This window comes from Frateuria sp. GZRe12 (genome assembly GCF_051900535.1).
Classification (GTDB): Bacteria; Pseudomonadota; Gammaproteobacteria; order Xanthomonadales; family Rhodanobacteraceae; genus Frateuria_A.
This window is the reverse complement of record NZ_JBHZGI010000008.1, coordinates 1-19985: the sequence shown is the minus strand read 5'-3', so window position 1 is coordinate 19985 and position 19985 is coordinate 1. Positions and strand designations below refer to the sequence as shown.

Genomic DNA, 19985 nt, shown 5'->3' with positions numbered 1-19985 from the left:
AAACCGGCCATTATACGTGAGCGGGCCTCTCACCACCGGGCCGTTATGCTTGGCGCTTCAGCAACATGCAGGGAGCCGTCCATGGGGCAGTCGATCAACATTCCCACTAGCGGCACGCAGTGCATCGGCGGCTACCTGGCCAGGGCACAGGGCAAGCCCAAGGGCGGCGTGGTGGTGGTCCAGGAAATCTTCGGTGTCACCGCGCATATCCGCGAGGTGGCGGATCGCTTCGCGGCCGCGGGTTATACGGCGATCGCGCCGGCGTTCTTCGACCACCTGGAAAGCGGCCTGGAGCTTCCGTACGACGAGGGCGGCATGCGGCGTGGGAAGGCGCTGGTCGATGAACTGGGGCTCGAGCGGGCGGTGGAAGACGTCGCCAGCGCGGCCGAAGCGATCGCCTCGGCCGGCAGGATCGGTACGGTTGGCTACTGCTGGGGCGGCACCGTGGCGCTGCTGTCCGCGCTGCGGTTGGGCATGCCGTCGGTGAGTTATTACGGTGCGCGCAACCTGCCCTTCCTGGGGGAGACGCCGAAGGCGCCGGTGATGTTCCATTTCGGCGAGCGCGACAGGAGCATTCCGCCCGAAGCGGTAGCCAAGCATCGCGAGCGGCTGCCGCAGATGGACGTCTTCACCTATCCGGCCGGGCACGCCTTCAATCGCGACCACGACCCGCACTACGACGAAGCCAGCGCCACCCTGGCCTGGCAGCGCACGCTGGCCTTCTTCGACAAGCAATTGGCGGGCGCATGAGCAGCGTCGGATTCCAGCTTGATCCACGCCTGGCAGCCGACACGCTTCCGGTGGTCCGGCTGGACCTGTGCGATGTGCTGCTGATGAACGACTCGCGCTTCGCCTGGCTGGTGCTGGTGCCGCAGCGCGCGGGACTGGTGGAGATCGCCGATCTCACGCCTTCGGAACGAACGCTGCTGTGGCACGAAGTCGATCGCGCTGGCGCCGCTCTGCGTGCAGTAGTGCCGTGCGACAAGCTCAACCTCGGCGCGCTGGGCAATATCGTGCGCCAATTGCACGTGCACGTGGTGGCGCGGCGCGAGGGGGACGTCGCGTGGCCGGGCCCGGTATGGGGCAGTGGCCCGGCGGAGCCTTATGGGGAGCGCGGGCGGGAAGCCTTGCCCGACCGCCTGCGCGAGGCTCTGTCGCGCTAGCCCGCTATCGCCTTGCAGGAGCTCGCAAAGGTCTCCTGCAACGCGGCGCCTGTCACATCGGGATTCGCAGCTCAGTACTGATCGGTACGCCCGGCCGCGCTCTTGTCCTGCTGCTCGTCGTTCATCTTGACCGGGGCGTGGTAGTCCTCCAGCGCGCGCGCCTTGGTCTCGACCGGGTTGATCTTCTTGAGCGTGCCGTCGTCGTCGTAGTACGCGGCGAAACCGTAGTCGATCACCATCCGCGCCATGAACTGCAGGTGCGCCTTGCGGATCTTCGAATCGTCGCTGGGCACCAGCAGCACGGTCTTGGGCAACTTGCCGACATCCTTCAGGTAGGCGAAGTGGCTGCCCGTATCCAGCGCGGAAAGCACGGCGCCATCGACCAGGAACTGGCCGCTCTTGTAGGCCTCCAGGGTGGCGTCGAACTCCGTCTGGGCCTTGGCGATGGCGGCCTCTTCCTTGACGCTGTTGCCGTGGCAGCCACCGAGCACCAGCAGGCTGCCCAACAGGAGCGCGGCGCCAGCGCGGTGGAACATCGTGGTGAAGCGGGTCATGGGGATCTCCTGGGTCGAACCTGGGAACAGACGCAGTGTAGCGCCGGGCAAAGACACGTCGACCGCTCTTGGCCGATGCGATTCAGGCGGCCGCTCAGGTACGCGGCAGGGTCACGCCCTGCTGGCCCTGGTACTTGCCGCCGCGGTCCTTGTAGCTGGTTTCGCACTCCTCGTCGGACTCGAGGAAGAGCATCTGCGCCACGCCCTCGTTGGCGTAGATCTTTGCCGGCAGCGGCGTGGTGTTGGAGAACTCCAGCGTCACGTGGCCCTCCCACTCCGGTTCCAGCGGCGTCACGTTGACGATGATGCCGCAGCGCGCGTAGGTGCTCTTGCCCAGGCAGATGGTGAGCACGTTGCGCGGGATGCGGAAGTACTCGACCGTGCGCGCCAGCGCGAACGAGTTCGGCGGAATGATGCACACATCGGCCTGGATGTCGACGAAGCTTTCCGGATCGAACGCCTTGGGGTCGACGATGGTTGAGTTGATGTTGGTGAAGATCTTGAATTCGCGTGCGCAGCGCACGTCGTAGCCGTAGCTGGATGTCCCGTAGGACACCAGTCTGTTGCCGTCGCGCAGCTTCACCTGGCCCGGCTCGAACGGCTCGATCATGCCGTTCTGCTCGGCCATGCGGCGGATCCACTTGTCGGACTTGATGCTCACGCTCGCGCTCCATCGGTGGCCCGTTCGTCGGGCGCAAAGCGGGGAAAATACATGGTCGGGCCGTGGAGGCGCCAGCCGTCTCTGTGTCGGCGCGCGTTCCTGGCGGACTGTGGATCACGACCCTGTGGAGATCGCGGTCGCGCCCGAGGGCGCTCCTACGGTGAGGCCTTCGCGGCAAGCGCATGCTCCAGCGCGGTCAGCAACGAGCGCAGTTCGGCGCAGCGCTCCGGGCTGGCCAGCACTTCGTCGCGACCGCAACCGGCGCCCGGCAACGCCACGGTGGCGCACGCGCCGCCGAGGACGCGCGCCGACATCGTCCGCAGGATTTCCTCCAGCGCCTCCTGCGCATGGTACGAACCGCGACCGGAAGCATTGAGCAGTGCCACCGGCTTGCCGGGAAACTCCAGGCTTCCGACCAGCCAGTCCAGCAGGTTCTTGAAAGCGCCGGGGACGCCGTGGGCGTATTCGGGACAGGCGATCAGCAGCGCGTCGGCCCGGCCGACCGCCTCGCGCAGCGCCAGCGCCTGTGGCGGCACGGCGAGCGTTTCGATGTCCGGGTTGAACAGCGGCAAATCGCCCAGGCCGTCGTACGGCACCAGCTCAAGGCCGTCAGGCGCGAGCGCCTGCGCCGCCTGCAGCGCCGCGGTGTTGGACGAGCGTCGGCGCAGGCTTCCGGACAGACACAGGACCCGCTTGCGCCCTGCCCTCATGCCGAGGGCGCGTTCTGCACCACGATCTTGCCCAGCCCCAGCGACTTGTTGCGCGGTTGCCGGGAGAGCCGCCCGGCGGCGTTGCGCGCGATCTCGCGGTAGCGCGCGGCCAGGTCGGAGTCCGGCATCGCCGCCACAGTGGGCGTGCCGCCGTCGGCCTGCTCGCGGATGCGGATGTCCAGCGGCAGCGAACCCAGATACGGCACCGCGTACTTCTCGGCCATGCGCATGCCGCCACCGCTGCCGAAGACGTGCTCTTCGTGGCCGCAGTTCGAACACACGTGGGTGGCCATGTTCTCGACCAGTCCCAGCACCGGCACCTCGACCTTCTCGAACATCTTCAGCGCCTTGATCGCATCGAGCAGCGCGATGTCCTGCGGCGTGGTGACGATCACCGCGCCGGCCACCGGCACCTTCTGCGAAAGCGTGAGCTGGATGTCGCCGGTGCCGGGCGGCAGGTCGATCACCAGGTAGTCCAACATGTCCCAGCGGGTGTCGTTGAGCAGTTGCATCATCGCTTGGGTGACCATCGGGCCGCGCCAGATCATCGGCGTTTCCGGGTCGACCAGGAAACCGATCGACATCGCCTGCAGTCCATGCGCCTGCATCGGAATGATGCTCTTGCCATCCGGCGACTGCGGCTTGCCCTCGATACCAAGCATGCGCGGCTGGCTGGGTCCGTAGATGTCCGCGTCGAGCACGCCGACGCGTGCGCCCTCGGCCTGGAGCGCCAGCGCCAGGTTGGCCGACACCGTCGACTTGCCCACGCCACCCTTGCCGGAGGCGACCACGATGATGTTCTTGACGTTCGGCAGCGGCGCCAGCACGCCCTGCACCTTGTGTGGCTGGATGCGGCTGGCGATGGATACGCTAGCCGCATCGATCGCGGGATCGGCTTCCAGCGCCTGGCGAACACGTTCGGCCAGAGCGTCGATCACCGAACCGGCCGGATAGCCCAACTGGATGTCCACCGACACCCGCGCACCGTCGACGCCCACCGCCCTCACGGCATCGGCGACGGATGCGCCGGTATGCGGGTCGGTCAGGCCGCCGAGCAACTGGCGCACGCGCGCCTCGTTCACTTCGCTCATGGGGAAACTGCTTCGGTTCGTGGGGTGGCAATTATGCCAGTGGCGACCCCTGCGCCGCCTGATGCAGGTCAGTCGCGGACGTTGCGCATCGCAGCTTGACGGCCTCGCGGCGGCTCGCCAGTCTGCTCACCGTACGCTTTCGTACGGGAGGACAACCATGAAGCCATTGTTCCGCCTTGCGCTGTTCGCGGGCCTGCTGCTCGGCAGCGCCGCCGTCTATGCCGCCACCGACACCCCGGTCGGCACCTGGAAGACTATCGACGATGCAACGGGCAAGCCGAAGTCGATCGTCGAGATCACCGAACAGAACGGCGAGCTGCAGGCCAAGGTGCTGCAGGTGCTGCAGTCCGACGAGGGCCCCCACCCGCTCTGCACCAAGTGCGAAGGCGAGCGCAAGGACCAGCCGGTCGAGGGCATGGTGATCATGTGGGGCGTGAGCCGCGACGGCAACGAGTGGGACGGCGGCAAGATCCTCGACCCGCACAACGGCAAGACCTACAAGGTCAAGCTGAGCCTGCTCGAAGGCGGGCAGAAGCTCGACGTGCACGGCTACATCGGCTTCGCGCTGCTGGGCCGCAGCCAGGTGTGGGAGCGGCAACCGTAAAGCCGCGTATCCCGTAGGGTGGGCTTCAGCCCACCCTCCACTTGCAGTGGGCTAGAGCCCACCCTACAGCCCAACCTGCAGAATCAATCGAACGGCAGGTTGTCGATCAGCCGGGTGTTGCCCAGGCGCGCGGCGATCAGCGCCACCAGGCCCTGGCGTTCGTCATCGGCCGGCTCCGCCAGGTCTTCGGCGCGGCGGATGACCGCGTAGTCCGGTTCGAAGCCCGCGCGCTCCAGCGTCGAGGCGGCAACCTGCTCGATCACCTTGCGCGCATGGCCCTTCTCAAGCAGCTCGCGCATCTTCAGCAGCGTCTGGTGGATCTGCGGGGCCAGCGCGCGCTCGGCCTCGGTCAGGTACTGGTTGCGTGAGCTCAGCGCGAGACCATCGGCCGCGCGCAGGGTCGGTGCTGCCAGCACCTTCAGCGGCAGCGACAGGTCGCGCACCATGCGCTCGATCACCTTCAGTTGCTGGCAGTCTTTCTGGCCGAACACGGCCACGTCCGGCTGTACCAGGTTGAACAGCTTGCACACCACCGTGGCCACGCCATCGAAGTGGCCCGGCCGATGCGCCCCCTCAAGCGTGTCGGTGATTCCGGGCACGTGGACGCTCACGCTCTGCGCCGCACCGAACGGGTAGATCGTGGCGACATCCGGTGCGAACAGCAGATCGCAATCCATTTCGGCGAGCCCGGCCTGGTCCTGCGCCAGGGTGCGCGGATAGCGCTCGAAATCCTCGCCGGGTCCGAACTGGGTCGGATTGACGAACACGCTCGCCACCACGCGATCGGCGCGCGCGCGCGCCAGCTTGATCAGCGAATGGTGGCCTTCGTGCAGGTTGCCCATGGTGGGCACGAAGCCCACCGTCTGGCCCTGTATCCGCCAGCCGCGGATGGCCGCGCGCAAACCGGCGGCGTCTTGCACTGTCTGCATGGCGTCGGTACTCGGAAGATCAGTCGAAGCAGTGTTCGGGCGCCGGGAAAGCGCCGCTGCGCACATCCTCGGCGAAAGCGGCGATGGCCTCGCCCACAGCATTGCGACCGGCAAGGAAATCCTTGCTGAACTTGGGGCGCTTGCCCGGCGTGATGCCCAGCATGTCGTAGATCACCAGCACCTGGCCGTCGCAATGCGGGCCGGCGCCGATGCCGATCACCGGGATCTGCACGGCACGGGTGATCCGTTCGCCCAGCGCACTGGGCACGCCCTCCAGTACCAGCAGGTCGGCGCCGGCGGACTGCACGGCCAGCGCTTCGGACAGCACGCGGTCGGCCGCTTCCTGCTCGCGCCCCTGGATGCGGAAGCCGCCGAACTTGTGCACCGATTGCGGGGTGAGGCCCAGGTGCGCGCACACCGGCACGGCGCGTTCGGTGAGCATGGCGATGGTATCCAGGATGTGCGGCGCGGCGCCTTCGATCTTCACCGCCGCCGCGCCCGCCTCGCCGACCAGCCGCGCGGCCGCCTCCAGCGAATGCGCCACGTCACGGTCGGCCATGAAAGGCAGGTCGGCGATCAGCAACGTGGCGGTCAACCCGCGAGCGACCGCGCGCGTGTGGTAGGCCATGTCTTCCAGGGTCACCGGCAGCGTGCTGCGATGGCCCTGCACCACCATGCCCAGCGAATCGCCGACCAGCGCCACATCGACGCCGGCTGCCTCGAGCTGCCAGGCGAAGCTGGCGTCGTAAGCCGTCAGCATGACGATCTTGCGCCCTTGCGCCTTCATTGCGCGCAGGCCGGGCACGGTCACCGGCTTGCGGGCGGGAACGCTGGCGTTGTCCACGTACACGGCAGTTCCTTGGGGATGGCTAGCGGGCGATTATCCGGCCGGCAGGCGTCAAAGGCCAAGCCGCGATGGTCAGACCTTGCAGGGGCCGCTCGCGGGCGATGTCTTGTTCCGACCCGCCAGCTGGACAAGAGCATCGCCTCAAAAACGGGCTTCTACGTGGGCAGTGGGTCGCAGCCGGTGGTATCGGCGTTGGCGAGCAGGTCGCTCACCCGGCCCTGCCCCTGCAACTCCAGGTCCGGCGCGAGCTCGGCCAGCGGCAGCAGCACGAAGGCGCGCTCGGCGATACGTGGATGCGGCAGGGTCAGGCGATCGTCGTTCAGCACGAGGCCGTCCATGTGGAGCAGGTCCAGGTCGAGCGTCCGCGGCCCCCAACGCTCGCCATCGCGCACGCGGCCCGCGTCGCGCTCGATCCGCAGCAACGCATCGAGAAGCTCGTGGGGCCCGAGGGCGGTATCCAGTGCTGCAGCGGCATTGAGAAACGGCGGCTGTTCGCGCAGCCCCCACGGCGGCGTGCGGTAGAAGCGCGACTGCGCCACCAGGTGCGTGCGCGGCAGCGCGCCCAGCGCATCGAGCGCCTGTCGCAGGATCGCGCGCGTGTCGCCCAGGTTGCCGCCGAGCGCGACGAAAGCGCGAGTCATGCGCGTTGGATCAGGCTGAACCGGACTTGCCCGACGGCTTGCGGCGCCTGCGCTTGCGCGGCGCGGCGCCCGTCGAGCCAGCGGCGGTCGAACTCGCGCTGGCCGGCAAGGCGCCCGCCAACACGTCCTGCGGCAACTGCTGCGCATGCGCCCACCACTGGCCCAGTTCACGCAGTGCCGGCGATTCGGCCGCACGCAACAGCAGGAAATCGAACGCGGCGCGGAAGCGCGGATGCGCCATCAGGCGGAACACCCGCTTGCGCTGGATCTGTTCGAAGCGCGGCTGCAGCGACCAGATCTCTTCCATCGTGATGGTGAAGCGGCGCGGAATCGCCACGCGCTGGCACTGCTCACCCACCACGTGCGCGGCGGCGCGCGCCCACGCTTCGCCGTCATCCACACCCTTGCCGATCCAGGCATGCGCCAGGTCGCGCACCTCGCCCCACAGCAGCACGGCGAACAGGAACGCCGGCGTCACCGACTTGCCCTCGGCAATGCGCTGGTCGGTATTGGCCAGGCCCTGCTCGATCAGCGAGCGCAACGCCTCGTCGCCCCGCTTGAGCGCGCGTGCGGTGGCCGGGAACAGGAACTTCAGCAGTCCGCACTGCTCCAGCATGCGGAAGCTCTTCAAGCCGTTTCCGGCCAGGAACATCTTGAGCGACTCGTCGAACAGCCGCGCTGGCGCCGCGTCGCACAACAGCGGACCCAACTCCTCGAACGGGGCGGATGCCTTCGGGTCGATGGTGAAGTCGAGCTTGGCCGCCAGCCGTGCCGCGCGCAGCATGCGCACCGGGTCCTCGCGGTAGCGGGTGGCCGGATCGCCGATCAGGTGCAGCACGCGGTTCTGCAGGTCCTGCATGCCGCCGACGTAGTCGCGCACCGAGAAATCGCTGATGTCGTAGTACAGCGCATTGAGGCGGAAGTCGCGGCGCACCGCGTCTTCCTCGATCGACCCCCACACGTTGTCGCGCACGATCAGGCCGTCGACGATATGGCGATCACCTTCGGCGGCATCGTCTGCGCCGGTGCCGCGAAAGGTCGCCACCTCGATGATCTCCGGACCGAAGACCACGTGCGCCAGACGGAAACGGCGGCCGATCAGGCGGCAGTTGCGGAACAGCTTCTTGACCTCGTCCGGCGTGGCGCTGGTGGCAACGTCGAAATCCTTCGGGTGTCCGCCCAGCAGCAGGTCGCGCACGGCCCCGCCCACCAGGAAAGCGTCGTAGCCTGCGTCGTGCAGGCGGTAGAGCACGCGTAACGCAGCCTTGCTTATGTTCTTGCGGGAAATCACGTGCTGCTCGCGGGGAACGATCGCGGGCACGGGCGTGACGGAAGTCCTTGCTTCTGGGTTCAAGCGGTCTGGGTCCTTGGCGGCGCACGGCGCCGATGCAACAAATCGCCGCGCAACGCGCTGCGGTCCGTCCGCGCGGCTTGAAGTGCCGGCGGCTGTTCCGGACGGCAGCGCGAAGAAGTCTTCACGGGGCATTGCCGGGCGAAACAATTTCGCTATACTAGCGCGCCTCGCAGCTCTGCGCTCCCTTCGTCTAGTGGCCTAGGACACCGCCCTCTCAAGGCGGGAACACGAGTTCGAACCTCGTAGGGAGCGCCATTTATTTGTGCAATCTTCCATGATTGCGGAAGTCGGGCCAGCGAACGGCACCTTGTAGTTTGGCCGTCTCCGGCCAGATCAGAAGCGGCCATCCATGGCCGCACTCTTCACAAGAGCCGCGCCCTGGCTGGTAGTCTCAGAGCCGCCTGGCGTTTCTTCTCTACAAGCCGACTAAAGCCGCCTCCATGACCTTTGTCGTCACCGACAACTGCATCAAGTGCAAGTACACCGATTGCGTCGAGGTCTGCCCGGTCGATGCCTTCCATGAAGGCCCGAACTTCCTGGTGATCAACCCGGACGAGTGCATCGACTGCACCCTGTGCGAGCCGGAATGTCCGATCAACGCGATCTATCCGGAGGACGACGTGCCCGCCGGGCAGGAGCAGTTCGTGGCGATCAATGCCGAACTGTCGCGCGACTGGCCGGTAATCACCGAGCGCAAGGATGGCCTTGCCGACGCCAAGGAGTGGGAAGGCAAGCCGGACAAGCTCAAGCTGCTGGAACGCTGAGCCAACCGCCAGTTCATGCAGACGCCGCCTTCGGGCGGCTTTTTTGTTTACGGCGGGTGGTTGGCGTTCCGACTCCATTCTTCGGGCTACTCCCAACGCGAACGGACTCGTCCCAACTATCCAGTTTCCCGTTCGTCTGAGCGTAGGCCGCGCCGCGCCGAAGTCGCAGGGCCTTGCCGGAAGCTCCAAAAACAAACGCCGCCCGAAGGCGGCGTCTGGCGCAGAACGGATGAACCGGCAATCAGCCGCCGAGCTTTGCCTTCAGCGTGTCGACCACTTTTGCCACTGCCGCGGCCTGGCCCTGCGCACGCACTTCGCTCGCGTTGTCGCCGCTGGCGGTCACGCTCACCTGCACCTGGCGCGCGGCGTTGCCGGCGGTGGCCGCATCACCCTTGCCGTTGCGGTGGAACAGGCGGCTGAAGAAACCGCGCTTCTTGGTCGCGGCGGCCGTCACGTTGACCGTGTAGGTGTGCGCGGCGTCGTCGTGCGCGGTGACTTCGCCCACATCGCCCAGCACCTCGCCAACCCGGCGATAAGTGTTGTCCGCGCTATCGGGCAACACGAAGCCGTCGGCGATCGTGCCACCTACGCCGCCCACATCAGCCGTGACGCCCGCGGCCGTGGGGTTGTTCGCACCCGGCGGCGGGATCACCAGCGCGTCGCTCGCCGGCGGCGTGTCCAGGTCCGGCGGGATTTCCAGCGGGGCCTCCTGGCGCGCGGTTTCCCAGGACTTGTGCGAGCGGAACATGCCGCAACCGGAAAGCAGCAGGCCGCCCAGGACCAGGACCGGCAGAGTGACGACGAGCGAGGTTTTCTTCATGGAGAGTTTTCCGAAAAAAGGGATTCGAGCGGCGGCCGGAAGATCAGGCGTCGGCCACCAAGGATGCCAGAGCAGCCAGTGCTTCGTGCAGGCGCTTGCGGTCCGGACCGTCGGCCAGTTCCACCAGCGGCAGCCGGGGCTTGGCCGAACCGAGCCCCAGCGCCGGAAGCATGGCCTTCACCGCGATCGGATTGGGCGCGCAGTTGAGCGCCTGCACCAGCGGATCAAGTCGGTCGTGCGCGCGCCCGGTCGCCTCCCGGTCGCCCGCCGTGGCCGCATCGCACAACGTGCGGAATGCCTGCGGCACCAGGTTGGCTACCACCGAAACGGTACCCGCCGCGCCGGCCAGCATGGCCTTGCCCGCCGTGCCGTCGTCGCCGGACAGGTAGACGAAATCCGCGCGCACAAGTTCCGCAAGCGCATGGATGCGCTCCTCGCTGGCGACCGCCTCCTTGATGCCGACAATGGCCGGATGGTCGCGCAGCTGCGCCACGGTATCGGGCAACAGATCGCAGGCGGTGCGCGTGGGCACGTTATAGAGCAGCACCGGCAGGCCCCCGTGCTCCGCAACCTCCAGGAAGTGCCGGCGCAGCCCCTCCTGGGTCGGTCGCACGTAGTAGGGCGCGACCACGAGCGCCGCGTCGGCGCCCAGCGAAGCGGCGCGGCGGGTCTGCGCCACGGTGCACGCTGTGCCCGCCTCGCCCGTGCCGGCAATCACCGGCACGCGGCCCGCGACGCGCTCGACCGCAAAAGCGAGCAGGCGGTCGAACTCGTCATGCTCGAGCATGTGCGCCTCGCCGGTGGACCCTGCGACCACCACCGCCTGCGTGCCACCGGCGAGCTGGTAGTCGAGCAGCCGGCCGAAGGCCGCCAGGTCGAGCGAGCCATCGGCGGCAAACGGTGTCGCCAGCGCGCAGATGCTTCCACGAATGTCCACGACTCGATTCCGGCCTGAAGGCAAGCGGAGGATGTTACTGGCGGCCTGCATCCAGTGGAAGGCCGCACGCCCGCTCATCCAGGAGCCTGCCTGCGCGCCATGCCCCGCCAGGGTGCGTCGCAATGGAAGCGTCGCCCACGACACGGCGTCCCGCACCGAACCGAACAGGCTTCCGTGGACTTGCCCGGAGCATCGCAGGTAAGCTCATCGGAGCCCGCAGGCCGCCCCGCGGGATCCGAAAGGTAGCCCTCCTTGAACCGTCCCTCCGCGCGCGCCGGCAACGACAACCAGCTGCTGATCCACGCGCTCACCCCGGCGTCGCGCACGCCACTGCTTACGCTGACCAAGCGCATCGCCGACGCCGGCTGCAGCCTGGCCGACGCGCGTGTGTCGACCATCGGCAGCGACACCTCGCTGCTGATGCTTGCCGCCGGTGCGTGGGACGCCATCGCCAAACTGGAAACGGCGCTGGCCAAGCTCGGCCGCGACGAGGAGTTGCGCCTGTCGCATTACCGCACCAGCCCACGCGAGCAGAACGCGTCGCTGCTGCCTTACCTGGTGGAAGTGGTGGCGGCCGACCGCCCCGGCATCCTGGTGAAGGTGGTGGAGTTCTTCAGCCGCCACGACATCCGCGTCGAGCAACTGAGCTCGATGCGCTACCAGGCGATGCAGACCGGCGCGCAGATGTTCCAGGCGCAGATCACCATCGGCATCCCTTCCCAGATCCATCTCGCCACCTTGCGCGACGATTTCCTGGAACTGTGCGACGGACTCAACCTCGACGCGATCATGGATCCGGTCAAGTTCTAGCTGCACCATCGATGTGCGGGAGAGCGGTCTCGCGAGCGCCGGCTGGCGCGAGGGCCATGCACGCGACTGTCGAAGCCGTTGCCGTCACGCACGAGGGGCTCCCGCAAGGGCTCGTCATCGTGCACAAACACGTCGCCCCGGCAAGCCCCAAGCATCGCGCGAGTCGCCGCCGCCGGCAACCCTGTTGCATGCCACCGCGAGCGCGCTAGTCTTCGCCCGAAGGCGCACGGCGCGCCCGTACTTCGACCGACCTCGCGGAGACCCCATGCCCGAAATCGGCAAACCGATTCCCCCTCTGATCGGCACCACTGGCGACGACATCGAGTTGGAACTTTCCGAACTCGAAGGCCGTTGGGTGGTGATCTACTTCTATCCCAAGGACTCCACCCCCGGCTGCACCACAGAAGCGCAGGATTTCCGGGACCTCTACGACGACTTCCGCAAGCGCAATGCCGAGATCGTCGGCGTTTCGCGTGACTCGGTCACGTCGCATGCCAACTTCGCCGACAAGCAGGCCCTGCCCTTTCCGCTGATCGCCGACACCGACGAAACCTGGTGCAAGGCCTTCGACGTGATCCACGAGAAGATGCTCTACGGCAAGACCCACCTGGGGATCGTGCGCAGCACTTTTCTGATCGACCCCAAGGGCCATCTCGCGCAGGAGTGGCGCGGCGTGAAAGTCCCGGGCCATGCCCAGGCCGTACTGGACGCCATCCCACCCAAGTGAAGCACTCCTTCATTTCCCAGCACTCCCTTTGCACGGCGGCGAGCCGTGCCATCCGGCGGCCTGCGACCCTTCGGTCCAGGCCGCTTTTCTTTGGTCCGACCAGAAGCGAGGCCTCTTCCGCATGACCGGAAGCAAGCGAATCTACGCACTCGACACCAATGTGCTGTTGCACGACCCCACCTCGCTGTTCCGCTTCGAGGAACACGACGTGTTCATTCCCATGACCGTGCTGGAGGAACTGGACGAAAAGAAGAAGGGTGCCTCGGAAGTCTCGCGCAACGGTCGGCAGGTCAGCCGCTTCCTCAACGAGCTGATCGTGCGCGGCAACGGGCACGGCATCAGCAACGGGCTTGAGCTGTCCAATCCCGAGGGCGTGAACCTCAAGCGCGGTGGCGCGGTGGGCAAGCTGTACTTCCAGCAGCGCGCGACCGCCGGCCACGGCAAGGCGGACAACCTGATCCTGTCGGCGGTGATCGAGCTGCGCGACCAGCACCCGGACCGCCAGGTGATCCTGGTCACCAAGGACATCAACCTGCGCATCAAGGCCAAGATCTACGGCATCGATGCGGAGGACTACGAGAACGACCGCGCGCTGGACGATTTCGCACTGCTCTACACCGGTTCGACCGGACTCCCGGAGGATTTCTGGGACCGTCATCCTGAAGTGCAGTCCTGGTCCGAGCGCGGCCGGACGTTCTACAAGGTCGACCACCGCGAGGACGAGGACTGGCATCCCAACCAGTGCCTGTTCCTGCCAGGCGAAAACAGTGTCGAGCTGCGCGTGATGCACGTGGACGAGGAGCAGGCCACGCTGGTGCTGCTGGACGACCACAGCCATCCCAGCCACAGCGTCTGGGGCATCGCCGCACGCAACCGCGAACAGAACTTCGCGCTGAATGTGCTGATGGACCCGGACGTCGACTTCGTCACGCTGCTCGGCACCGCCGGCACCGGCAAGACGCTGCTGGCGCTCGCCGCCGGTCTTGCGCAGGTCATGGACCAGCAGCGCTACCGCGAGATCATCATGACCCGCGCCACGGTTTCGGTCGGCGAAGACATCGGCTTCCTGCCCGGCACCGAGGAAGAAAAGATGACGCCGTGGATGGGCGCGCTCACCGACAACCTCGAGGTGCTCGCCAATCCCGAGGAAGGTGGCTCCTGGGGACGCCAGGCCACCAACGACCTGCTCGCCTCGCGCATCAAGATCCGCTCGCTCAACTTCATGCGCGGACGCACCTTCCTCTCGCGCTACCTGATCATCGACGAGGCGCAGAACCTCACGCCCAAGCAAATGAAGACGCTTATCACCCGTGCCGGCCCCGGCACCAAGATCGTTTGCCTGGGCAACGTCGAGCAGATCGACACGCCCTACCTCACCGAAACCACCTCGGGCCTGACCTACGCGGTGGACCGCTTCAAGAACTGGGAGCATTCGGCGCACATCACGCTCAGGCGGGGCGAGCGCTCGCGGCTGGCCGACTTCGCCTCCGAAGCACTTTGATCCGGGGGCGGGCTCGCCGGCCCGCCGCCCCACTGCAGGAGCGCACCTGTGCGCGACCGCGGCCCTCCCGCAGCTGCGCGGCCCGCACACAGGATGCGCCCCGGCACCCGGACTTCACCTGCGGCAACGCCGCAAGCTACCCACAGGCACCCGCCTGCCTGTTCACGTTGGCTGCGCATCGGGTCACGGATAACAGCGCCCACCCGGCGCTGCGCACGCATGCTGCAGCGCAAAAATACGCTACAGTATGGACATGACCATCCAGCCCGCCATCGACTTCTCCAGCCCCACCCGTAGCACTCCGCTGCCCCCACGAAGCAACCAGCGCTTCGCCCGCTCCGAGGCGCTGCCGAGCACCGGAGAACCCGTCGCCACACGCGACGGGCGCCTGTTGCAGGTGCGTCCCATCGAACCGGGCGACGTCGCGGCGCTGCGCCGATGCTTTACGCGTCTGCCGGCCGAGGACATCCGCCGCCGCTTCCTGCACTCGTTGACCGAGCTTCCCGAACCGATGGCGCAGCGGCTGTGCCACATCGATCCGGAAACCGAAGCGGCTTTCGTGCTGGTCGACGACGGCGTGTCGCCAGCGGAGTTGCGTGGCGTGGGCCGCGTATTCATCGACGTGGCCGCCGACACTGCCGAATTCTCCGTGCTGGTCGAGCGCGAATGGACGCGCCTGGGCCTGGGTGCCGAACTGATGCGTCGCCTGGTCGCCACCTGCCGCGAGCGCGGACTGGCCGAGATCTGGGGCTATGTCCTGGTGGAGAACCGCCCGATGCTGCGCCTGTGCAGCGAACTTGGTTTTACCTCGCGTATGGTGCCGGACGAGCCCGGCGTGGCGCAGAACACCTTGCGCCTCTGAACGACGCCTCACCGCACCGCGTCGTTCAACGGCTCTGGCAGGAACCTTCTTGGGGGCGATGCTTCTGGCCGATGCACTGAGCACCGCCCACAAGGGGGTTCCTGCGATGGCGACGCGCCACCTGCACGGCAGCCACGACCGTCCGCGCTAAACTCCCCTGCTTTCCGCCGCGATTTCCCGGCGCGACAAGCATGCCCATGCCCCCGATTCCCCACCCGCCCCTCCCCACCACTCCCAAGCAGCGCCGCTTCTGGACCTCGCCCCACGGCTCGTCGCGCGCCCTGCTGATCGCCGAAGCGGCGCGCGACCACGCCGGCCTGCTGGTGGCGGTCACGCGCGACACCCAGCGGGCTTCCGCGCTGGAAGACGAACTGCGCCTTTTCGCCGGCGACCTGCCCGTGCTGCATTTCCCCGACTGGGAAACGCTGCCCTACGACATCTTCAGTCCGCACCCGGAAATCGTCTCCCAGCGCATCGCCACGCTCTACCGCCTGCCGACGGTCACCCGCGGCGTATTGGTGGTGCCGGTGGCCACGCTGATGCAGCGCATTGCGCCGCGCTCGCACATCACCGGCGCGGGCCTGGTCGTATCGAAGGGCCAGAAGCTCGACCTGGCTGCCGAACAACGACGCCTGGAAGCTGCCGGCTACCGCCACGTGCCGCAGGTGGCCGAACCGGGTGATTACGCCGTACGTGGCGCCTTGATCGATATCTTCCCGATGGGCACCGCCGAGCCCTACCGCATCGAGCTGTTCGACGACGAGGTCGACTCGATCCGCAGCTTCGATCCGGAAACCCAGCGCTCGCAGCAGCCGGTCGACAGGGTCGAGTTGCTGCCCGCGCGCGAATTCCCGCTCACCGAGGACGCGGCCAAGGACTTCCGCGCCGCCCTGCGCGAGCGCTTCCCGATCGACATCCGCCGCTGCCCGCTCTACCAGGACATGAAGGAAGGCGTGACGCCCGGCGGCATCGAGTACTACCTGCCGCTTTTTTTCAAGCAGACCGCCACGTTGTTCGATTACCTCGGCGACGGCGCCCTGTTCGTGCTGGGGGAAGGCGCTAGCGAGGCCTCCGACCAGTTCTGGACGAGTACCGCCGAGCGCTACGACCAGCGCGCGCACGACATCGAGCGCCCGGTACTGCCGCCGCCGGAGCTTTACCTCTCGCCCGAGCAACTGCGCGAGCAGCTCAACCGGCGCCTGCGCGTTGAAGTGGTCCCCTCCGGCCACGAGCACGCCATCGACTCGGGCACGCTGCCCGCGCCCGAGGTGCCGCTCAACCGCAAGGGCGAAGAGCCGGGCACCTCGCTACGCCACTTCCTCGAAAGCTACCCCGGCCGCGTGCTGATCGCGGCGGACTCGGCCGGCAGGCGCGAGGCGCTCGCCGAAACACTGGCCGCCGCCGGCCTCAGGCCCGACGCGGTGGACGGCTGGAACGGCTTCCTCGCGACCGCGGCCACGCGACTGGCGATCAGCGTCGCTCCGCTCGAACAGGGCTTCGCGCTCAAGCAGCCGGCCATCGCCGTGCTCACCGAGCGCGAGCTCTTCGGCGAGCGCGTGCGCTCCGACCGCAAGCGCCGCCGCGGCGCCGCCCGCGATCCGGAAGCGATCATCCGCGACCTCACCGAACTTTCGGTCGGCGCGCCCATCGTGCACGTCGACCATGGCGTGGGCCGCTACCAGGGCCTGGTGTCGATGGAGCTCGGCGGCATGGAAGGCGAGTTCCTGGTCATCGAGTACGCCAAGGGCGACAAGCTCTACGTGCCGGTCGCGCAGTTGGGCTTGGTCAGCCGCTATTCCGGCACTGCGCCGGAACTGGCGCCGTTGCACTCGCTCGGCGGCGACGCTTGGGAACGCGCACGCAGGAAAGCGGCCGAAAAAGTCCGCGACGTCGCCGCGGAGCTGCTCGCCATCTATGCCCAGCGCGAGGCGCGGGGCGGCGAATCGATCAACATCGACCGCGGCATGGTCGAGGAATTCGGCACGAGCTTTCCGTTCGAGGAAACACCCGACCAGGAGCACGCCATCGACGCCGTGCTCGTCGATCTGGCCGCCCCGCGCGCGATGGACCGCGTGATCTGCGGCGACGTCGGCTTCGGCAAGACCGAAGTCGCGCTGCGCGCCGCGTTTGCCGCCGCCACCGCCGGCAAGCAGGTCGCGGTGCTGGTACCGACCACCCTGTTGGCCCAGCAGCACTACCGCAACTTCGCCGACCGCTTCGCCGACTGGCCGGTGAAGGTCGACGTGCTCTCTCGCTTCAAGTCGACGAAGGAAGTGAACGAGGCGCTCAAGCGCCTGGCCGACGGCCAGATCGACGTGATCGTCGGCACCCACAAGCTGCTGCAGCCGGACATCAAGTTCAAGAACCTGGGCCTGGTGATCGTCGACGAGGAGCAGCGCTTCGGCGTGCGCCAGAAGGAACAGCTGAAAAAGCTGCGCGCCGAGGTCGACCTGCTCACCATGACCGCCACGCCGATCCCGCGTACGCTCAACATGGCCATGGCCGGCCTGCGCGACCTCTCGCTCATCACCACCCCGCCCGCCCACCGCATGGCCGTGCGCACGTTCATCAGCGTGTGGGACCCGGCGACCATCCGCGAAGCGTTCCAGCGCGAACTTTCGCGCGGCGGCCAGGTGTACTTCCTGCACAACGAGGTCGAGTCGATCGAGCGCACCGCCCGCGAGCTCCAGGAACTCATCCCCGAGGCGCGCATCGGCATCGCCCACGGCCAGATGCCCGAGCGCGAGCTCGAACGCGTCATGGCCGACTTCCACCGCCAGCGCTTCAACGTGCTGGTGTGCACCACGATTATTGAGACGGGAATCGATATTCCCACGGCCAACACCATCATCATCAACCGCGCCGACCGCTTCGGCCTGGCCCAGCTGCACCAGCTGCGAGGCCGCGTCGGCCGTTCGCACCACCGCGCCTATGCCTACCTGATCGTGCCCGACCGCAAATCGATCACCGCCGACGCCGAAAAGCGCCTGGAAGCGCTCGCCTCGCTGGAAGAGCTGGGTGCGGGCTTCACCCTGGCGACCCACGACCTTGAAATCCGCGGTGCCGGCGAACTGCTCGGCGAGGAGCAATCCGGCCAGATCCAGGAAATCGGCTTCGGCCTCTACACCGAACTGCTCGATCGCGCCGTACGCGCGTTGAAGAGCGGCAAGGTGCCCGACTTCGACCTCTCGTCCGAGCACGAGACGGAAGTAGAGCTGCACCTGCCCGCGCTGATCCCCGACGACTACCTGCCCGACGTGCACACGCGCCTGACCCTCTACAAGCGCATCGCCAGCGCGAAGAACGAGGACGGCCTGCGCGACCTGCAGGTGGAAATGATCGACCGCTTCGGCCTGCTGCCCGAACCGACCAAGACCCTGTTCGCCCTGTCCAGCCTGAAGCTGATGGCCACCCCGCTGGGCATCCGCAAACTCGACTTGGGCGCCAACGGCGGCCGCATTACTTTCCGCGACAAGCCCGAGATCGAGCCGATGGCCATCATCCGCCTGATCCAGAGCCAGCCCCGCGTCTACAAACTCGACGGCCAGGACAAGCTCAGGATCACGCTGGACCTTCCCGGCGCCACCGAGCGCATCCGCGCCGCGCAGGAAGTCCTCGTGCAGCTCGGCGCGCGCCGCCCCGCCTGATCTACTCCCTCTCTCCTGCGAAGAGAGGGCGGGGGTGAGGGGCGGGGTTCGCGGCAAGGCCTGCGAGCCCTACCCCCGATCCAAGGGACTCACCACCCCACGCCCACCACGATTGAGCACATGCGTGTAGATCTGAGTGGTCGACACGTCGGCATGCCCCAGCAACTCCTGGATCGTGCGCAAGTCATAGCCATCCTCCAGCAAATGCGTGGCGAACGAATGCCGCAACGTATGGCAGGTCGCCGGCTTGGCCAGCCCCGCCCGCAACCGCGCCTGCTTGACCGCACGCTGCAGGCGCGACTCATCCAGGTGATGCCGACGCTCCCGTCCGTCGCGCGGATCGTGGCTGCGCACCGACGCGGGGAATATATACTGCCATCCCCATTCGGCATTGGCCTGCGGATACTTGCGCGCCAGCGCATCGGGCAGCCAGACCCTCCCGAATCCCGCATCCAGATCGCGCTGATGAATCCTGCGGGCTTCGTCCATCTGCGCCTGCAAGGGCGCGATGAGCGTGGAGGGAAGCATGGTGCGTCGATCCTTGCCACCCTTGCCCTGCCTCACGACAAGCTCGGCCTTGCCAAAGTCGACGTCCTTCACGCGCAGGCGCACGCATTCCATCAGGCGCAGCCCCGCGCCATAGAGCAGGCTCGCCATCAGCCATGGCGTTCCCGTGAGCTGGCCCAGCAACGCGACGACTTCCGCCCGCGTCAGCACCACCGGCAACCGCTGCGGCTTTTTCGCTCGTTCAATCCCATCCAGCCAAGGAAGCTCGACCCCAAGCACCTGCTTGTAGAGAAACAGCAAGGCCGACAACGCCTGGTTTTGCGTGGAAGCAGAAACACCGACCTCCACGGCGAGGTCCGTCAGGAATCGCTCGATTTCCGGCGCCCCCATTTCGGCAGGGTGCCGCTTGCCGTTGGCCAGAATGAACCGCCTGACCCAACCGACATACGCCTCCTCAGTCCTCCGGGCCAAGCCCAGCCGCCGGACCCGCTGCCGAACCTGGTCCAGCAATCGCGGTTGCTGCACGGGCACCGCGCTTGCCGCGCAATCCGCTTTGCGAAAGGATGCCAAGGTCCACTCCCGTCCACCAAAGACGGCCAGATTAGGCTGCCGGATTAGGCTGCACACAGGCACGGAAGTCGTTGATTGTTGTAGGCTCGACCAGAAGGGGCATGTAGGCAAACAGACGTTAGGCTGCGCGATTACACCCCGATCTGAAACCTACTTTGAGTTAGGCCGCAGGCATGCCTCTGAAGAATCCCATCATCTTTACGATCCTGGTGGTGACGGTTCTTCTTGGTGCATGCATCGCTACGTACTTCTACGGCCTACCGCTGCTACAAGATGCGGCGCGTTG

20 protein-coding genes and 1 tRNA gene are annotated in these 19985 nt (G+C 67.1%); 10 read left to right on the top strand and 11 right to left on the bottom strand.

All coding sequences use genetic code 11. The annotated features are described in order from the left end of the window. The first annotated feature begins 81 nt into the window (after nt 1-81). Together ACFWZ4_RS15390 and ACFWZ4_RS15385 are read left to right on the top strand one after the other, a co-directional pair. Nucleotides 82-750 (top strand): dienelactone hydrolase family protein, encoded by a 669-nt coding sequence (locus ACFWZ4_RS15390; protein ID WP_439705542.1) that lies wholly within the window; start codon nt 82-84, stop codon nt 748-750. Continuing rightward, entirely contained in the window at nt 747-1163 is a 417-nt protein-coding gene (locus ACFWZ4_RS15385; RefSeq protein ID WP_439705541.1) for an HIT domain-containing protein, read from the top strand. Before ACFWZ4_RS15390 ends, ACFWZ4_RS15385 begins: the two co-directional genes overlap by 4 nt. 71 nt (nt 1164-1234) lie before the next feature. On the opposite strand, the gene ACFWZ4_RS15380 is transcribed toward ACFWZ4_RS15385, so the two are convergent. The 4 genes from ACFWZ4_RS15380 to apbC all read right to left on the bottom strand — a co-directional run bounded on the left by ACFWZ4_RS15380 (nt 1235) and on the right by apbC (nt 4179). Next, complete coding sequence (locus tag ACFWZ4_RS15380) at nt 1235-1717, bottom strand: hypothetical protein (RefSeq protein ID WP_439705540.1); 483 nt, start codon at nt 1715-1717, stop codon at nt 1235-1237. Between the two features lie 94 nt (nt 1718-1811). Then, a complete protein-coding gene (gene dcd / locus ACFWZ4_RS15375) occupies nt 1812-2378 on the bottom strand; it encodes a dCTP deaminase (RefSeq protein WP_439705539.1) in 567 nt (188 codons plus the stop codon). A gap of 155 nt (nt 2379-2533) precedes the next feature. Then, nucleotides 2534-3088 (bottom strand): NADPH-dependent FMN reductase, encoded by a 555-nt coding sequence (locus ACFWZ4_RS15370; RefSeq protein WP_439705538.1) that lies wholly within the window; start codon nt 3086-3088, stop codon nt 2534-2536. After that, nucleotides 3085-4179 (bottom strand): iron-sulfur cluster carrier protein ApbC, encoded by a 1095-nt coding sequence (gene apbC, locus ACFWZ4_RS15365; RefSeq protein WP_439705537.1) that lies wholly within the window; start codon nt 4177-4179, stop codon nt 3085-3087. The genes ACFWZ4_RS15370 and apbC overlap by 4 nt, the downstream gene beginning before the upstream one ends. Nucleotides 4180-4336: 157 nt before the next feature. On the opposite strand from apbC, the gene ACFWZ4_RS15360 reads away from it, so the two are divergent. Beyond that, complete coding sequence (locus ACFWZ4_RS15360) at nt 4337-4783, top strand: DUF2147 domain-containing protein (protein ID WP_439705536.1); 447 nt, start codon at nt 4337-4339, stop codon at nt 4781-4783. Nucleotides 4784-4866: 83 nt separating this feature from the next. Here the strand turns inward: ACFWZ4_RS15360 and panC are convergent, their stop codons facing one another. The 4 genes from panC to pcnB form a co-directional block, all read right to left on the bottom strand. Beyond that, the gene (panC, locus tag ACFWZ4_RS15355) at nt 4867-5712 is read right to left on the bottom strand and encodes a pantoate--beta-alanine ligase (RefSeq protein WP_439705535.1); all 846 of its coding nucleotides are present in this window, start codon (nt 5710-5712) and stop codon (nt 4867-4869) included. Nucleotides 5713-5731: 19 nt separating this feature from the next. Beyond that, on the bottom strand, nt 5732-6562 hold the full coding sequence (gene panB, locus ACFWZ4_RS15350) for a 3-methyl-2-oxobutanoate hydroxymethyltransferase (RefSeq protein WP_439705534.1): 831 nt from the start codon (nt 6560-6562) through the stop codon (nt 5732-5734). A 152-nt stretch (nt 6563-6714) separates the two neighbouring features. Then, nucleotides 6715-7200: a 2-amino-4-hydroxy-6-hydroxymethyldihydropteridine diphosphokinase gene (gene folK / locus ACFWZ4_RS15345; RefSeq protein WP_439705533.1), complete on the bottom strand. Its 486-nt coding sequence runs from the start codon at nt 7198-7200 to the stop codon at nt 6715-6717. Between the two features lie 10 nt (nt 7201-7210). After that, nucleotides 7211-8554, bottom strand: coding sequence for a polynucleotide adenylyltransferase PcnB (gene pcnB, locus ACFWZ4_RS15340; protein WP_439705532.1), 1344 nt, complete (start codon nt 8552-8554; stop codon nt 7211-7213). Nucleotides 8555-8733: 179 nt separating this feature from the next. Between pcnB and ACFWZ4_RS15335 the strand changes: the two genes are divergently transcribed. Beyond that, nucleotides 8734-8809, top strand: a tRNA-Glu gene (locus ACFWZ4_RS15335). Between the two features lie 185 nt (nt 8810-8994). Continuing rightward, nucleotides 8995-9318 (top strand): ferredoxin FdxA, encoded by a 324-nt coding sequence (gene fdxA / locus ACFWZ4_RS15330; RefSeq protein WP_439665895.1) that lies wholly within the window; start codon nt 8995-8997, stop codon nt 9316-9318. A gap of 241 nt (nt 9319-9559) precedes the next feature. On the opposite strand, the gene ACFWZ4_RS15325 is transcribed toward fdxA, so the two are convergent. After that, nucleotides 9560-10138 (bottom strand): hypothetical protein, encoded by a 579-nt coding sequence (locus ACFWZ4_RS15325; protein WP_439705531.1) that lies wholly within the window; start codon nt 10136-10138, stop codon nt 9560-9562. A gap of 43 nt (nt 10139-10181) precedes the next feature. Continuing rightward, on the bottom strand, nt 10182-11126 hold the full coding sequence (gene dapA, locus ACFWZ4_RS15320) for a 4-hydroxy-tetrahydrodipicolinate synthase (protein WP_439705642.1): 945 nt from the start codon (nt 11124-11126) through the stop codon (nt 10182-10184). Nucleotides 11127-11327: 201 nt separating this feature from the next. On the opposite strand from dapA, the gene ACFWZ4_RS15315 reads away from it, so the two are divergent. The 5 genes from ACFWZ4_RS15315 to mfd all read left to right on the top strand — a co-directional run bounded on the left by ACFWZ4_RS15315 (nt 11328) and on the right by mfd (nt 18622). Further along, nucleotides 11328-11885 (top strand): glycine cleavage system protein R, encoded by a 558-nt coding sequence (locus ACFWZ4_RS15315; RefSeq protein ID WP_231324921.1) that lies wholly within the window; start codon nt 11328-11330, stop codon nt 11883-11885. A 265-nt stretch (nt 11886-12150) separates the two neighbouring features. Beyond that, nucleotides 12151-12612, top strand: a complete 462-nt coding sequence (locus ACFWZ4_RS15310; RefSeq protein ID WP_439705530.1) for a peroxiredoxin — start codon at nt 12151-12153, stop codon at nt 12610-12612. A gap of 121 nt (nt 12613-12733) precedes the next feature. Continuing rightward, nucleotides 12734-14113 (top strand): PhoH family protein, encoded by a 1380-nt coding sequence (locus ACFWZ4_RS15305; protein ID WP_439705529.1) that lies wholly within the window; start codon nt 12734-12736, stop codon nt 14111-14113. Nucleotides 14114-14372: 259 nt separating this feature from the next. Further along, the gene (locus ACFWZ4_RS15300; RefSeq protein ID WP_439705641.1) at nt 14373-14975 is read left to right on the top strand and encodes a GNAT family N-acetyltransferase; all 603 of its coding nucleotides are present in this window, start codon (nt 14373-14375) and stop codon (nt 14973-14975) included. Nucleotides 14976-15166: 191 nt separating this feature from the next. Beyond that, on the top strand, nt 15167-18622 hold the full coding sequence (gene mfd / locus ACFWZ4_RS15295; protein ID WP_439705528.1) for a transcription-repair coupling factor: 3456 nt from the start codon (nt 15167-15169) through the stop codon (nt 18620-18622). Nucleotides 18623-18691: 69 nt separating this feature from the next. On the opposite strand, the gene ACFWZ4_RS15290 is transcribed toward mfd, so the two are convergent. After that, on the bottom strand, nt 18692-19699 hold the full coding sequence (locus ACFWZ4_RS15290) for an integron integrase (RefSeq protein WP_439705527.1): 1008 nt from the start codon (nt 19697-19699) through the stop codon (nt 18692-18694). Nucleotides 19700-19985 lie beyond the last annotated feature (286 nt).

Excerpts from the sequence above, each read along its gene's own strand:
- ACFWZ4_RS15360 (WP_439705536.1), top strand. The coding sequence starts at position 4,337 with ATGAAGCCATTGTTCCGCCTTGCGCTGTTCGCGGGCCTGCTGCTCGGC.
- ACFWZ4_RS15380 (WP_439705540.1), bottom strand. The coding sequence starts at position 1,717 with ATGACCCGCTTCACCACGATGTTCCACCGCGCTGGCGCCGCGCTCCTG.
- ACFWZ4_RS15310 (WP_439705530.1), top strand. The coding sequence starts at position 12,151 with ATGCCCGAAATCGGCAAACCGATTCCCCCTCTGATCGGCACCACTGGC.
- panC (WP_439705535.1), bottom strand. The coding sequence starts at position 5,712 with ATGCAGACAGTGCAAGACGCCGCCGGTTTGCGCGCGGCCATCCGCGGC.
- dapA (WP_439705642.1), bottom strand. The coding sequence starts at position 11,126 with ATGCAGGCCGCCAGTAACATCCTCCGCTTGCCTTCAGGCCGGAATCGA.
- ACFWZ4_RS15325 (WP_439705531.1), bottom strand. The coding sequence starts at position 10,138 with ATGAAGAAAACCTCGCTCGTCGTCACTCTGCCGGTCCTGGTCCTGGGC.
- fdxA (WP_439665895.1), top strand. The coding sequence starts at position 8,995 with ATGACCTTTGTCGTCACCGACAACTGCATCAAGTGCAAGTACACCGAT.
- mfd (WP_439705528.1), top strand. The coding sequence starts at position 15,167 with ATGCCCATGCCCCCGATTCCCCACCCGCCCCTCCCCACCACTCCCAAG.
- apbC (WP_439705537.1), bottom strand. The coding sequence starts at position 4,179 with ATGAGCGAAGTGAACGAGGCGCGCGTGCGCCAGTTGCTCGGCGGCCTG.
- ACFWZ4_RS15385 (WP_439705541.1), top strand. The coding sequence starts at position 747 with ATGAGCAGCGTCGGATTCCAGCTTGATCCACGCCTGGCAGCCGACACG.
- ACFWZ4_RS15370 (WP_439705538.1), bottom strand. The coding sequence starts at position 3,088 with ATGAGGGCAGGGCGCAAGCGGGTCCTGTGTCTGTCCGGAAGCCTGCGC.
- ACFWZ4_RS15390 (WP_439705542.1), top strand. The coding sequence starts at position 82 with ATGGGGCAGTCGATCAACATTCCCACTAGCGGCACGCAGTGCATCGGC.
- ACFWZ4_RS15305 (WP_439705529.1), top strand. The coding sequence starts at position 12,734 with ATGACCGGAAGCAAGCGAATCTACGCACTCGACACCAATGTGCTGTTG.
- folK (WP_439705533.1), bottom strand. The coding sequence starts at position 7,200 with ATGACTCGCGCTTTCGTCGCGCTCGGCGGCAACCTGGGCGACACGCGC.